The organism is Belliella pelovolcani (genome assembly GCF_900156785.1).
GTDB lineage: Bacteria > Bacteroidota > Bacteroidia > Cytophagales > Cyclobacteriaceae > Belliella > Belliella pelovolcani.
Genome location: NZ_FTOP01000017.1, coordinates 22,943 through 38,997, shown reverse-complemented (window position 1 = coordinate 38,997; position 16,055 = coordinate 22,943). Strand labels below are relative to the sequence as shown.

Below are 16,055 nucleotides of genomic sequence, written 5' to 3'. Positions count from 1 at the left end.
GCGAGCAAGAACCGGGAAAAAAGATTTTTGAATCTAATCTACCGCTCATCTTTTTCTGAACTAATTTCAGAATGGGAGTTAGCACCTTGTTGATTCAGGTTGCTAAGACGTCGCAGGGCCCTTCCCTCGGTCTTTCTCGATAAGCAAGTCCAAAGGTACTGCCTAATTCTCAATAATATCAACTTTTCTAAAAAATCTTTGTCAACGTGGAGAATTTGATAATAAACTACAACAAAATGAAATGATTTTACAACAAAAAAGGGATTAAGGCCTAATTCCTACTGTGAAGTGAAGATAGGAATTTGACATGTATTGATACATAGGCACGCTAGCCAATCTATATCTACTGAGAGGAACTTCATAGCCTCCGTGTACAGAAAAGAGTAAGTTGAAGACATTTTCAGAAGTGAAAGGAATGCCATAAGCAATATAAAGCTCAGGTTTAGCCATTATTCCTGCATTTCTCAAATACCCGTCAAAATCTGGCTCCTCAAAAAGCCTTGGAAAGTCAGGCTTAATATTGTTGGTGAGTGTATACCTGATATTCGCATACCCCAACCCAGCTAGTCCTCCTATTTCGAAATTTTTTCGCTCAAAGAATTTATACCCTGCATTCCCGTACATCCTTACACTGTTGAGGGTATGGGAGTGATTCTCTTTCGCCTGACCTTTCATCCCTAGGTTGTATAGATCCATGCCGTATAGCCAACCTTTGGACTCACCAAGAATTTTGATACCCCAATTATTAGGTCGCCCTTCGAAGGCTTCTAATCCATTTGCTTCAAGAGATTCATTGAATCGATTAGGCTGCGTAAAATGAAACCCCGTCAATATCTGAGCAGAAAGAGAGGCGTCACGATAGAAGAAGTTTCGATCTGGAAGAGAAATTCCCGTACCAACTCTGAAAAAAGCGCCACTCTGTACATTCCCAAATCGAATTCCATTCAATTCCCATGATTCTTCAAATGGACTGAAAGAGTAGCCAAACTTTGCCATCACTTCAAAAACCTCTTCTCTTCCAGGAATGTCTAAATCATAACTCATCTGAAATCCTATTTCTGTCAATAGACCTGTAAAATACCTTGATCCTTTATGAATATTACCGTCTCTCAAGATAAATCCATGCTGAGGCTGTTCCAGAAATTGATTGATATTTTGAGCGGTATTTTCCCGCAACATCTGAAAGTTCAAAAAACCAGAACCTAAAGACATGTAATGTATAAACTGAAATCGACCCTCTTCTGTCAAGGCATAACCAACATTGAGCAAAGCACGGGTTGACCTATAATCAATATCATATCCATTGAAAGTAGATTTAAGACCTGCATTTTGATAAATTTCAAATCCTAGGATAAAGTCATTATACCTTGTTTGATAGCCCATCCCCAAGTTAGAATACCCACTTCGCATAGGGGTGAGCCCCTTGTTGGCTAACATTTCATTGAACAATCTTAGGTTTGCTCCCGTCTGTCCATAAGTCACATAAAAGGTCGACCTATTCCCTTCATTATTTTGGGCAAAGGCTCCTCCAATAGCAAAAAAGCATACAAAGACGAAAATAAGATTTTTCATAGTTGGCATTTGTCTTCCAAAATTAATTGAAAAACCTCAATACAAAAGCGCTGTAAAATCAAACATTGAGGTATTTGATGATTTTGGCATAGAGGTTATCTGGATTGAAGGGCTTAGGAATGTAATCGTTCATGCCTACTGCATCCAATTGATCCTTCACCTCCAACAAAGATGATGCTGTCAATGCTATAATGGGAAGATTTCTGATAGCATCATCTTCATGCGCACGAATAAACGCTCCTACTTCAAAGCCATCCTTCTCTGGCATCTGCAAATCCAATAAAATCAAATCAAAAGATTGAGACAATACTGCCTCTATAGCTTCATTGCCATCATTGGCCATGACGACTTCTTTGACGCCCCACTTACTCAAAAACTTCTTGATCATGATCTGATTGACCAAATTATCTTCAGCGACGAGAATTTTGGCATGTGATAGGTTTTTCTCTGTATTGATCTCCTCTTCTTTGCTTTCGAGCAATTGTATATCGGGCTTTTCAAATCCTATTTCAAAACTAAACATGGTGCCACCATGTGACATTCTCGCCACATGAATCTGCCCTCCAAACAACTCTACGAGTCTTTTTACGATTGCCAATCCAAGTCCGGTACCTCCATACTTACGAGTTGTCTCTGCACTTGCTTGCGTAAATGCTTCAAATATAGTTCCCAACTTTTCTTCTGGAATCCCTATCCCACTGTCCTCAAACTCAAATCTGATTTTTACTTCATTTGCACTTTCTTGAAGATTTTTCAAATGAATCCTTACGAAACCCTTTTCAGTGAATTTGATCGCATTGGAGATCAGGTTATTTGCGACCTGTGCCAGACGAACTGGGTCTCCCATCACCACTTTTGGAAGTGTACCATCTACATCAAAACTAACCTCTAGGCTTTTTTCTCTAGTCTGATAGGTATATGAGTGAATGATACGATTGAACACCAAAGAGAGATCAAAGGCAACCCGCTCCAGTTCTATTTTCCCAGATTCAATCTTGCTGTAATCCAAAATATCATTGATCAAACCAAGAAGATTTTCTGCAGAGAATTGCAGGGTTTTCAAGTTCTCCAATTGATCTGGTCTTGGTTCATCTTCTATCAGCAAATGTGCCATCCCAATCACCGCATTCATTGGAGTCCTGATCTCATGACTCATAATGGACAAGAATTGTGATTTGATGGTAGATGCTTTTTCTGCTCGATCCTTGGCGTGAAATAGTTCACGCTGAGCTTCCTTGAGCTTAGTGATGTCCCTAGCTATGCCCGTATAATGTCGGATATTGCCCATTTCATCTTTGATCAATCTTCCATTAGAGCTAAAAACTCGATATTCTCCCGACTTATGCTTTAGCCTGTATTCCAAATATTGGTTGACTTCAAAGAAATCAGTAGATGCGGATTTCAAGATGTCTGAAAACACCATCAAATCATCTTCGTGGAGAAACTCAGTCAGTTTCCTTCCTGTCACCTCCTTGTATTCATACCCTAAGAATTGCTTCACATTTGGAGAGACATAAGTCAGTTCCATATCTAGGGATAAAGAGAAGATGATTTCGGTAGACTCTTCCACCAATGTCCTATACTTCTCCTCACTAGCTCTTAAGTTTTCCTTTGCCTCAAACTCTTCATTGATATCTCTCACAATACCCAATGCATACTCTACCTCTCCATCATAAATGATCGGCCTTACGGTCATTTCGTAGACTCTCTTTTTATAAAGTAAGGTTTTCTGGACAAACTCCCTTTTCTCCAATGCCCTCATTACCGCGGGTTTGATTTCGTGAAGATTGTATTTATGGATTTCTTCGAGTGACTTCCCTTCAAAATCAGCAGAAGACATTCCCCAATTTCCGAAATTTGTTCCCTCAGCTACTATGTAGGTAAGGTTCTTATCAATCAAAAACACATTGGTCAATGGAATATTGGCAGCAAGGACCCTATATCGCTGCTGAGAGCGGATGATTTCTTCCCTATTTTTCTTACGTTCGGTTATGTCTTGCAGCAAGCCCTCGTGTAAGATGATTTTACCATTGGAATCATACACCTCTTGTGTTTTATCTTCTACCCAGCGATAAGTGCCACCTTTCTTACGAATCCTATATTCTCCTGAAAAGGCAGGTACTCCTTTACCATCCTTTTTGGCATAATGGTAATGTACCAGCTGCTCGGCATCATCTGGATGAATCAAGTCAAGAATACTCACGCCGCTAGCCAAGAGCACATCTGCCTTATAGCCAAATTGCTTGATATTCTCAGTGATGTAGACCAATCTGAAATGGTCATTGGGATCCACTGTAAAAAGTATGGCCGAACTATTCTCCACAATCATTTTGGCTTTTTTGGCCAAATCTTGCTGCTTGAATAATTGGGATAAGTTTCTAATCAAAAATGAAAAACCTATAGGTTCCTTTAAATCATTGCAAAAAACCTGAACAGATAATTCATAGGGGTCAGTTTTGCCTTTGATGTTTTGAAGTACAAGCTCTTTTCTAAATTCATCTTGCCCATCAAGGTCTTCTAGCACTTCCTGTAAGTCAAACTGCTCTTCATAATTAAAATCAAAAAGTGCGGTTATTTTCCCATCAAACTCTGTCTCACCTTCAAGTTGACATTCCTTGAAAGCTGCTTCATTCATATAAATGACCTTCAATTGATTGTCTGTCACATACACAGGATCATTTACCTGTGCGAGGATTTGGGATTGGAGTTTGAGGTATTTTTCTGCATCCCGCTTGTCAGTGATGTCAGTACAATAACCATAAATTTCAAAATTAGACGTCCCTGGAATATTCCTTACTTCAATGGTATAGCTGATGTACTTTGTATCTTTTGCTCCTATAAGATTAAATTCCCCAGAAACAGAACTACGCCTATTGATAGCCTTGTTGATATTGTCTAGAAATCCAGCCCTATCAGCTTTATCAATCTTTTTGACCAGTTCGATAACTGAAGCAGACCCTACACGCTCATCTATTCCAAATAGGATATTCAATCCTTTGGAAAAGAACAGTTTATTTTTAGAATTACTATATCTCCAAGAGCCAGATTTAGCAAGTAATTCTGTTGAAGTTAGCAGGTTTTCATTTCGCTCAAGACGCTTTTTGATGGATCGATTGATAAAAGTCCCAGCATAGACATCTCCTAGTTGACGCAGTACATACTCATCCTTCTCGTGCCAGGCTCTTGCCTGACCTACAGCATCTAGACCAAAGAAACCTATCAATTTGTTCTCAGAAAAAATCGGAATCAAAATCACAGATTCAATACCCTGTTGCAAATAAATTTCTCTTTCATAAGAGAATTTATCATCCATTTTAGATACTTCGGGAATGATAAAAATCTCCCCTTCCTTGAGAGACTTGATGGTGAGTAGATCATCAGTGATTTGGATACTTTTCATGTATTCCATCTGTGGTTCAATCCCTTCAGCCACCCATTCATAAGCATATTCTATCTCACCTTTAACTTCATGGAAAAGAAAAATATACGCACGATCTGCTTTTTCAAATTCCCCTAGTATTCGCAAAGAATCGTTGAAAACTTCGTCTAATTGTTCTTGCGTCGCATTTACAAATTTTTTAGAAATTCGATTAATCAGTCGCTCTAATTCATAACGCTTTTGAAGTGATTTTTCAGCCTTTTTATAAGCGGTGATGTCCCTGGCACTGAAAAGTATCCCCCTGATTTGTGGGTCTTTGAGTAGATTTCTACCATAACTCTCTATGTATACTTTTTTCCTACCTGGAATCTTAATCCAAAAGTCAAAATTCACTTCCTCCGCTGTTCTCAAGAGTTGTTCGAAATCACCCGTCACAATCTCCAAAATACCTTGATTGACGAAATCCTTGTAGGTCTTTCCCAATACTTTCTCCGGTTCCACCCCTAATTTCTCGATGATTGAGGAGCTGATAAATTTATATTCTCCTTTTTCATCCAAGATCACTACCATGTCGTGGTTGTATCGGAGGATAGATTTGACCAGTTCAAGATCAGCATTCTGTGATGCTGATTGATTGGCCTTTTCACTCAGTTCCATGATATCTTTGATCAATCTCCCCTTCACAAAAAGTAGTCTATCTTCAGGAGCATTGGGCATACTGACAAAAATCCACTCAAAGCTTCTTAGATTTCCACGCTTATCTTTCAGTGATTTAATAAATTCCACTTTCGGTAAGTCACCATCAAGAAAAAATTTGTTAATTTCTGCTTCAATAGCAGAACCTGAGAAAAAATCTTGATACCCTTCAAAGGATAAATTAAAATTCTGCTTAAAATATTGATTCGAATAGACAAGTTTGTCTGGTGAAAATACCAGAATAGGCTCATTTACTTGATCAAAAAAACTTATTAGATCTATTTGGGGGAATTGGTTCATCTTGGAAGGTAATCTTAGCTTCGATTCAGTTAGGATGTACAATTTAAGCTTTGCGACTAAACTACAACATTTTCTTTTAAAACATATTTGCAACTAAAATTAAAATAATGTTACAAAAAACAAAATCACTATTCCTGATATTCCTGCTGCTGTGGCAATACAGCATTGCACAGGAAAAAGAGTTGGTTCAACTCACTGATTTGACTAAAATCATCACTACATCTTCGCATCAAATCACTCCTGATGGCAAACAGGTAGTATTCGTCAAAAACTTCATCGAGACCAAAGGAAATGACCAATATAGCTATAAAAGCCAAGCATTTATAGCTGATTTGAATGCTCCATTCACCACTAGACCTTTAACTTCTGCGGAGTATAATGTTTCTTCTATTGCACTATCACCCGATGGCAAACATCTCGCATTTGTAAGACCTAAAGATGGCAAGGCTCAGATATGGATCCTCCCTATGAATGGTGGAGAAAGTCAAGTCTTGACTAATGAAAAAAATGGGGCAAGCAGCCCACAATGGTCTCCAGATGGAAAGAAAATCTTATTTTCTTCCACTTCCCCAATCTGGGCCATAGACGGAAGACCTGAATGGGAACACCAAAGACCAGGCAGAGAATATGGTGACGAACCTAATTATAAAGCTATCAACGCCGGAATGGGCATGGAAGAAATCAAGCCAAATCCAGATGGGAACTTGGAGGAACTGCGAGCTTGGTTGGCTAAAAATGCCGCTAAAAATGACCCAAGAGTAATAGACCGCTTAAATTTCCTCGGAGAAAAAGACTTGAGCCCAGACCTTTTCTTTTCTCATCTAGGTATTTATGACCTCAATACTGAAAAATCTGAGATGATCACTCAAGGATTTCAAAGCTACTTTGGAGCCACGTGGTCTCCTGATGGAAGCTATATCTTAGCATCTTCACTGAAAAATGAAGAGCATCCAGACCTTACTTCACATGCTGAAATATGGAAGATTGATCTAAAGACAAAAGCATCCGGGGTGTTTTTCAAATTGGATAACCACCGTGTAGGCAATCCTTCATTCTCACCTGATGGAAAATGGCTACTCATCAATGGACAAAACGTAGAGGAGCCAAGTTATAACCAAAGCATGATCGGAGTCATGAAGCCTGATGGTTCTGGCTTCAAATGGCTCACCGAAAGCCTAGACAGGAGCATCTCTAGTGGCCAATGGACCCCAGACAGCCAATCGATCTATTTCACAGGAGGAAACCAAGGAGGTACTTCACTTTGGAAAGTCAACCCGAATAATGGTAAAATCGATCCCATCATCACAGGACCTGTAGGTGTAGGCAACCTGAATATAGTGGGTCAGAAAATGGTCTACAGTCTAATCAAAATCGAAAATCCTTCTGAATTTTATGTGGCTGACCTTGCAAACAAGTCTCCTCAGCAAGTGAGTAAGTTCAACGAAGGCTGGCTAGCAGGTAAGAAAATCTCCAAACCAAAAGCACATCAAATTCAAACACCTGAGGGTTTCACTATTGATTATTGGGTAATGGAGCCTGTGAATAGAAAAGAAGGCGTAAAATACCCTACCGTCCTTCAAATGCATGGTGGTCCATCTGCAATGTGGGGACCGGGAGAAGGATCCATGTGGCATGAATTCCAAGTCATGACAGCTATGGGTTATGGCGTAGTCTATGCCAATCCGAGAGGAAGCGGTGGCTATGGAAAAGCCTTCCAAAAAGGCAATTACAGAGATTGGGGCGATGGCCCTGCTGCGGATGTCCTAGGATCACTAGATGATGCGACCAATAGATTTGACTGGATTGATAAGGATCAGTACTTCCTTACAGGCGGATCCTATGCAGGCTATTTGACTGCTTGGATAGTAGGTCATGATCACAGATTCAAGGCTGCATTTTCTCAGAGAGGTGTTTACGAACTTACTTTTTTCCTTGGTGAAGGAAATGCATGGAGATTGGTTCCTAATCATTTTGGATATCCATGGGAAGAAGGTGTGAAAGAAATCATGGATTACAACAGTCCACAAACTTACGTGGCTAATATCCAAACGCCACTATTGATCAAGCATGGCGATGTGGATTACAGAACTGGTGTGCGCCAATCTGAATTACTTTATAAGAGTCTAAAAATCCTCGGCAAACCAGTAGAATATGTAAGGTACCCAGATGAAGGTCACGAGCTATCAAGGTCGGGGGCTGTTCACAGAAGAATAGATAGAATCGGGCGAATCATGGAGTTTTTCGAACGCTATGTAGCCCACCCATAATTAGAAACAATGAAAAACAGAACAATGAGAAAACAGCTATTTTACTTCCTGTTTGCATTTGTCTTCATATTTGAAGCCAATGCTCAGGAAAAATCAGAACCTCGTCCCATGGACTGGAAGGATATACCTTCTTGGAAATCCATCTCTGGCAACAGTGTAAGAATGTCTCCTGACGGAAAGTGGATGGCTTATGCCATGCTACCAGTAGAAAGCGATGGAGAATTGATCATCCAAAAAACAGATGATCCAAAATCTAAAAAGACTTATGTAATTGGCTCTACCAATTTTGTAAATCTAAGCTTCAGCGAAGACAGCCGGTGGATCGCTTTCAAAGAGTATCCGAAAGAAAAAGAAAAAAAAGCCAATAAGGGTAAACCACTACCAGAAAAGGTGATTCTTTTAGACTTGAAGGAAGATAAAAAGTCTGAATTTGAAAAAGTAGCCAACTTCTCTTTCAATGGAAAAACCGCTTCTCACCTAGCTCTAAACCTAACCAAAGAAGGTACAAATGGTGATGCTAAAGGTTCTGATTTACTTTTGGTACAATTGAACTCAGGTAAAAAACAGAATCTAGGTAACGTCCTGGAGTTTTCTTTCAATAAATCAGGCTCCCACTTGGCCTATGTAGTCGATGCAGCTAATCAGTCCGGTAATGGAATATACCTGATGAATATGGCTAGCAATAGCACACAGGTCTTGGACAGTGATGCGGCCTCGTACAAGTCTATCAACTGGACTGAAAATGGTGATGCTTTTGCTTTGCTCAAAATGGTCAAAGACAAAAAGTACAAACAAGATCATGGTAAATTAATCGGTGTCAAAAACCTGAATAATCCACAATTGACTATTTATGATCCTGTGAAGGATAGTGTGAATTTTTCTAAGGACTACACCATCAGTCCAAACAGAAGACCACAATGGTCTGAGGACTTAAATAAGCTATTCTATGGCATACATCCGCTTATTCTTGCAAAAAAAGAGGACAAAAAAGAAGTAAATCAAGACTCTGTCAAAGCTGCTGAGGCTGAAAAATTAGCAAAAATCATGGCTGACTCTTCTATCAAGTCTATCGCAGATCTTCAAAAAGCGATCGCGAAAGCAGATAGTACCAAATCCAAGCCAGCAACTTCTAATGGGGATTTGACAAAGCCTGATATGACCATTTGGCATTGGCAGGATAGCAGATTGCAGTCCAGGCAGCAAGTGCTAGAAAATCAGGACAAAAACTTCAGTTTCTGGGCTATGTATGATTTGAAATCAGGTAAGCATACGGCACTTCAGGATAATAGCATGAAAGAACTGACCTTAATGCCTAAGGAAAAATTTGCTCTTGGAGCAGATCAGAGTGCTTATGAACTGGATATCAATCTTGATGGGCAGAATTATAGAGATATTTATGTCGTAGACCTTGGTAATGGGGAAAGGAAGCAACTATTCAAAAAATTCTATCTCCCTTCCTATGCTTCCTACCCAAGATCATCTCCAGATGGCACCAAGATGCTATATGCTTATGATGGGCACTTTTACATTTACGACTTGAATAGTGATAGCAAAACAAATATCACGGAATCTATTCCTGTCACTTTTGTAAATGAGGAAGATGATCACAATGTGATCAAACCCATGCAAAACGCATTGGGCTGGAGTAATGACAGCAAATATGTACTCTTGAGAGATGGCTGGGATATCTGGCAGGTACCTTTGAACCCGAAGGAAAAAGCTGTGAATCTAACCCAAAACGGCAGAAAAGAAAATATCAGATACCAAAGCAGATTTGTCCTTGATGATGAAGAAAAAGGCTATGACTGGAAGCAAACTCAGTACTTCAGAAGCTATGGTGAAAAATCTAAAAAGAGTGGAATCGTATCAGTAGAACCTGGCAAAGCTGGTCTGAAAGCTGGTGCCAAATCATTGATATGGGAAGATGCGAATATCAATAGGTTTACAAAAGCTAAAGATGCTCCTGTGTATTTCTTCACAAAAGAGACATTCAATCAACCTACCGAATACTATCTCACCGATGCTCAAATCAATCAACAAACTCAGCTGACAGAGAATACGCCTGATGCCTCAAAATTTGTATGGTCATCTGGAGTGAGATTGGTAGATTATACTTCAGACAAAGGAGCCGAACTTCAAGGAGCTCTATTCCTTCCGGCCAATTATGAAGAAGGTAAGAAATACCCTACCATCATTTACTACTACGAGAAATTATCTCAAACACTACATAATTACAATGCACCAGGATTTAGTGGGACAGGCTGGAATCCTAATATCTACACTAGCAATGGTTATGCTGTATTTATTCCAGACATCGTCTATACCATGGATGATCCTGGCATGTCGGCAGTATGGTGTGTATTACCTGCTGTAAAAGAAGCCATCAAAACAGGTGTAATCGATGAAAATAGAATGGGTCTTCATGGCCACTCTTGGGGAGGCTATCAGACTTCCTTCTTGATCACACAAACAGACATGTTCAAAGCTGCAGCAGCCGGAGCCCCACTAACCAATATGATCTCCATGTATGACTTGATCTACTGGAATACTGGTGGCGGCAATATGTCCATCTTCGAAGCTTCTCAAGGAAGATTCACAGGAGGCCCGTGGGAAAACTGGGAATCTTATCAAAGAAACTCACCCGTATATCATGTGAAAAATGTCAAAACACCGCTTCTGATGTTGCATAATGACAAAGATGGGGCTGTGGATTTTACTCAGGGTATAGAATATTACAACGCACTCAGAAGGTTGAAAAAACCAGTGATTATGGTTCAATACAAAGGTGAAAATCATGGGCTGTCTAAGTTGGAAAACAGAAAGGATTACAGCGTAAGAATGATGGAATTCTTCGACCATCACCTCAAAGGAAAAGAAGCACCAGATTGGATTGCTGATGGCATTGAGAAACTCAAGCTGGAAGAACATTTAGAGACAAGAGTATTCGGGAATAACTAAAAATAAAATTAATTTTAAATAATTTTATTGATATTTTATTTCACTATTCAAATATGATGGTTCAAAAAATACCTACAAGTAGCTATTTTTTGAATAAAATTTTATAATCATATTTGAAATGCTTTTAAGAGTAAATCTGTAAAGGTGTTTAAGTTTTAAGTGGGATCTTCGAGATTCAAAAAAAAGTCTTTGCCACTGGCAAAGACTTTTTTAATGCTATAACTCCAAATATGCACTTTATTCATTTAATTCTTATTGATTCCAGCCTCCACCGAGAGCCCTATATAATTTTACTTTTGTCTGTAGCTCTTTGACCTTCAATTCCACTTGTTCAATCTCTGCTTCCAGCGCTCTTCTTTGAGCATTTGTTACCTCTAGGTAATTCGCATAGCCTACAGAAAACATCACATTGGAATTATCCACAGATCTTTTTTGTGCAGTCACTTCCTCTTGTTTTAATTTCGATTGACTTGCATATTGGTCTATTGAATTGACTAGATCTAGTACTTCCAAATAACTTTTGAAGACGGTCTGCTCGTAATCCAAAAAGGCAATGCGTTGGGAGGCATTAGCAGCTTCATAAGACATCCTAATTGCATTTTTATTGAAAACAGGAGCCATCAGGCCGCTTCCCAACTGATAAACAGTTGATGCGGGATTAAAAAATAATTTCCCAAAGTCAAAAGCATTGAAACCTGCCATACCAAATAGGTTTATAGATGGGAAAAATGCTGCTCGAGCAGCATTGACATCGGCTTTGGATGCAAGTAATTCTAGTTCAGCACTTCTTATATCCGGCCTATTGGCAAGTAGTTGGGCAGGAATTCCTATTTGAGTAAGCTTTGAGCCGAGACTCACTGCAGCCAAATCATTTCGACTGTGATCGAGGTCATAAATACCCAAAAGGCTAGATAAATATAATTCAGCTGATCTCTGTTCTCTTTGTCTTTCTATCAACTGACCCTTAGAGTACAAAAGCAAAGCCTCAAACTGATCCAAAGCAAGTTGATTTTCTTTTCCTGCTTCTTTCAGTTCTTTGGTCAAGTTGAAAGCCAATTCTTGCAGTCTGATATTTTCTTGTAGAATCCTTAGCTCTTCATCCAAGCCAACCAACATGTAATATGCATTGGCAACTTCAGTAATCAGCCAAGTTTTCACATGATTAGCCATATCCTGAGACGCCATCAATCTGGCCATGGCTGCTTTTTTCTTATTTTTAAATTTCCCCCATACATCCAGTTCCCAGTTGAACTGAGCTCCTATGATAAAATCACGATAAGGATCCGGAATCAATTTATCTTCAGGCACGGTAGGTGAAAGGTTTGAGTCGGCATTACCCACTCCGTCCATAGTATATTCTCCAAATCTCCTTGATGATGCACCAGCCAAACCATTGATTTCTGGAAGAAAACCAACTTTAGCAATTTTATAATTGGTTCTTGCAATCTTAATTCGCTCTAAGGTTTTTTGATTGTCTTGATTATTTTCTAAGGCAACTTCTATTAAAGAGCGAAGTTCTTCGTCTTCAAAGAAATTCTCCCAATGCAATAAGGCAACGTTGAAAGTAGAATCTTCTACTCCCTTTGCTATTCGATCAAAGTCAGTAGGCAAAGCTAAAGCTTGGTCTTGATCCTGTTGCTTCAGTGCCTTACAAGAAAATAAAAGCAAACCAACCCCAAAAGCAACGATTAAATTGATATAATTGATTTTCATTGTACTTCCTTTTGAGTTTCGATCTTCATTTCGTTTTTGCGGAACTTTGAATTCAAGGTCTCAAACACCACATAGAGACCTGGGATGATAAATACTCCCACTAAAGTCCCTATCAACATTCCTCCAGCTGCCGCTGTACCGATTGTCCTGTTTCCAATCGCTCCCGCACCAGATGCTATTGTCAATGGAATCAAGCCACAGATAAATGCAAAAGATGTCATCAAAATCGGACGCAATCTTTCTACGCCTCCATTGATAGCACTTTGAAGAATTGAAAGTCCTCTCGCTCTATTCTGAATTGCGATCTCAATAATCAAAATGGCATTTTTCCCCAATAGACCGATTAACATCACTAGGGATACTTGTGCATAGATGTCATTTTCTAAACCTGTCAATTTCAGGAACAAGAAAGAACCAAAAATCCCAGCTGGCAAAGACAATATCACAGGAAGTGGCAAGAAATAACTCTCGTATTGCGCAGCCAACAGAAGATAGACAAACAAAAGACATATCAAGAAAATATAAAGTGCTTGATTTCCAGAAGCGATCTGCTCTCTTGTGATCCCAGACCAATCTGTATCAAAACCTCTTGGTAAAGTCTGTAAAGCGACTTCTTCCACTGCTTTGATAGCATCTCCAGAGGAGTAACCATCAGCAGCGTCACCACTGATCAGGGCTGAGGTAAACATGTTGTATCGAGAAAGTTGCTCGGGACCATAAACTCTTTCCAAATTGATGAAATTAGAATATGGGACCATCTGCCCTCTATCATTTTTGGTATACATGCTCAAAATAGATTCTGGGGAGGTTCTGTATTCAGGAGCAGCCTGTATCATCACCTTATACATCTGACCAAAGCGTATAAAATTGGAGGAATAAAAACTCCCTACATAACTTTGAAGCGTCTCCATCGCATCATTGACAGAAACGCCCAGTTTGGCTGCTTTGTCATGATCTACATTGATGATATATTGTGGGAAATTCGGCTCAAAATTGGTGAAAACCTCCTTCAATTCAGGGCGCTCATTTAAGGCCTCCACAAATTCTTGACTGACTTGAGCCATTACTTCTAGATTGCCTCCTGTCCTATCCTGAAGTCTCAGTTCAAATCCAGAAGCATTCCCAAAACCTGGTACAGGTGGAGGGGAGAAAAACTGCACATCCGCCCCTTTGATATGAGAGACGCGTTCTTGATAATCAGAAATCAACTGATTTACATTTTTATCTCTTTCACCCCAATCCACTAGGTTGATCATTCCCATACCATAAGAAGCTCCAGCTGTCTCAGTCAGTAAACTGTATCCTGCCAAAGTAGAAATCGTTTCAACTTCTTCGAGTGGTAGCAAGCTAGCTTGCACTTGATCCATGATTACACTTGTTCTTTCCACTGTTGCGCCAGGAGGGGTAGTCACATTGACATAGATCATCCCTTGATCTTCATTTGGGATAAATCCTCCTGGAACTATTGATAAGCCACCGTACGTAAGTGCAAAGAATAAAACCAAAGCACCAAAAGTAATCGTTCTTCTTCCTGCTATTTGATTGATCACTCCTGCATACTTTCCTGCAAGTTGATCATACTTTTTATTGAAATTATAGAAAAAGCGCTGCAATAAGCCCTTTTTAGGATCATGTTCTACATCTGAAGGCTTCAATAGCAATGCACAAAGGGCAGGAGAAAGTGTTAAGGCATTGATCCCTGAGATCACAATGGCTATGGCTAGAGTCAAGGAAAACTGCCTGTAGAATATACCCACAGGACCAGAAAGAAAACTTACTGGTACAAACACCGCCGACATCACCAAGGTAATGGCCACAATAGCTCCCCCGATTTCCTTCATGGCAACAAGCGTAGCGTCCACAGCACTGAGCTTCAGGTCATGCATTTTCACATGCACTGCCTCTACTACCACAATGGCATTATCCACCACAATACCAATTGCCAAGACCAATGCAAAAAGCGTCAGCAAATTGATCGAAAACCCAAATAACTGCATAAATGCAAAAGTTCCAATCAATGACACAGGAACTGCTATAGCGGGAATCAGCGTAGACCTAAAGTCTTGTAAGAATATAAACACAACTATAGAAACCAAAATAAAAGCTTCAACGAGTGTCTTGATAACCTCAAAAATAGAGGCATCAAGGAACCTTGAGACATCATAGGAATAGTTATACTCCATTCCTGGAGGGAAGGAAGAAAGCTGTAGCTCTTCCATTTTATCCTTGATATTATCGATGACTTCTCTGGCGTTAGACCCTGGTCGCTGTTTGATCATGATCGATGCAGATGGCCTGCCATCAGTCATCGAAACCATGTTATAATCCTGAGAATCAAACTGAACTTCTGCTACATCCCTCAACTTCAAAAGTGAACCATCAGGCAATGCTTTTAATGTAATATTTTCAAAATCTACTTCTTGATTGAACTTACCTGTGTATCTCAACACATATTGTAAAGCTTGAGGATCTCTGTCAGAGGAAATACCTGACTTGCCCGGTGCAGCCTCTACGTTTTGATTTCTTATGGCTTCTGTCACATCCTGCGGAGTCAGATCATAAGCTACGAGACGATCTGGATTGAGCCAGATACGCATGGCATAATCTCTAGAACCCATGATCTGGGCAAATCCTACCCCATCTATCCTTTTCAACTCAGGGAGAATATTGATATCTGCGAAGTTGTAGACAAACTTTTCGTCCTGAGTCGTATCAGCAGTCATTAAGTTGAGATAAAGCAACATGCTATTGACCTCCTTTTCCGTCTGCACACCAGCCCGAATAACTTCCTCAGGAAGTTCATCTAAAACTGTAGCCACTCTATTTTGTACATTGACAGCTGCTTGATCAGGATCTGTCCCTACTTCAAATACAATATTGATAAGTGTAATCCCATCATTGGTATTGACGGAAGTCATATAACTCATACCAGGTACTCCATTGATTGCTCTTTCCAGTGGCGTTGCTACAGCTTTGGAAAGCACCTCTGCGTTGGCTCCAGTATATTTGGCTGTTACCGTCACGGAAGGAGGAACAATCTCAGGAAACTGAGTAATCGGCAGTGAAGTCAATGCCAATAATCCGAGCAAAGTAATAAATACAGATATTACTGTAGAAAGGATAGGCCTTCTAATAAATAACTCAAACATATTCGATCTCTTTATTAGACT

6 protein-coding genes and 1 riboswitch are annotated in these 16,055 nt (G+C 39.7%); of the genes, 2 read left to right on the top strand and 4 right to left on the bottom strand.

Annotation, left to right across the window (positions count from 1 at the left end; all coding sequences use genetic code 11):
* Positions 1–42 precede the first annotated feature (42 nt).
* A riboswitch (SAM riboswitch) is annotated at positions 43–146 on the bottom strand.
* Between the two features lie 118 nt (positions 147–264).
* Together BW935_RS15565 and BW935_RS15560 are read right to left on the bottom strand one after the other, a co-directional pair.
* On the bottom strand, positions 265–1,572 hold the full coding sequence (locus BW935_RS15565) for a hypothetical protein (RefSeq protein ID WP_076502715.1): 1,308 nt from the start codon (positions 1,570–1,572) through the stop codon (positions 265–267).
* Positions 1,573–1,630: 58 nt separating this feature from the next.
* Positions 1,631–5,947 (bottom strand): PAS domain S-box protein, encoded by a 4,317-nt coding sequence (locus BW935_RS15560; protein ID WP_076502714.1) that lies wholly within the window; start codon positions 5,945–5,947, stop codon positions 1,631–1,633.
* A 107-nt stretch (positions 5,948–6,054) separates the two neighbouring features.
* On the opposite strand from BW935_RS15560, the gene BW935_RS15555 reads away from it, so the two are divergent.
* Both BW935_RS15555 and BW935_RS15550 read left to right on the top strand, forming a co-directional pair.
* On the top strand, positions 6,055–8,214 hold the full coding sequence (locus BW935_RS15555; RefSeq protein ID WP_076502713.1) for a S9 family peptidase: 2,160 nt from the start codon (positions 6,055–6,057) through the stop codon (positions 8,212–8,214).
* Positions 8,215–8,223: 9 nt separating this feature from the next.
* Positions 8,224–11,172, top strand: a complete 2,949-nt coding sequence (locus tag BW935_RS15550) for a S9 family peptidase (protein ID WP_245802718.1) — start codon at positions 8,224–8,226, stop codon at positions 11,170–11,172.
* Between the two features lie 252 nt (positions 11,173–11,424).
* On the opposite strand, the gene BW935_RS15545 is transcribed toward BW935_RS15550, so the two are convergent.
* Positions 11,425–12,885 (bottom strand): TolC family protein, encoded by a 1,461-nt coding sequence (locus BW935_RS15545; protein WP_076502712.1) that lies wholly within the window; start codon positions 12,883–12,885, stop codon positions 11,425–11,427.
* On the bottom strand, positions 12,882–16,034 hold the full coding sequence (locus tag BW935_RS15540) for an efflux RND transporter permease subunit (protein WP_076502711.1): 3,153 nt from the start codon (positions 16,032–16,034) through the stop codon (positions 12,882–12,884). Before BW935_RS15540 ends, BW935_RS15545 begins: the two co-directional genes overlap by 4 nt.
* Positions 16,035–16,055: the final 21 nt, after the last annotated feature.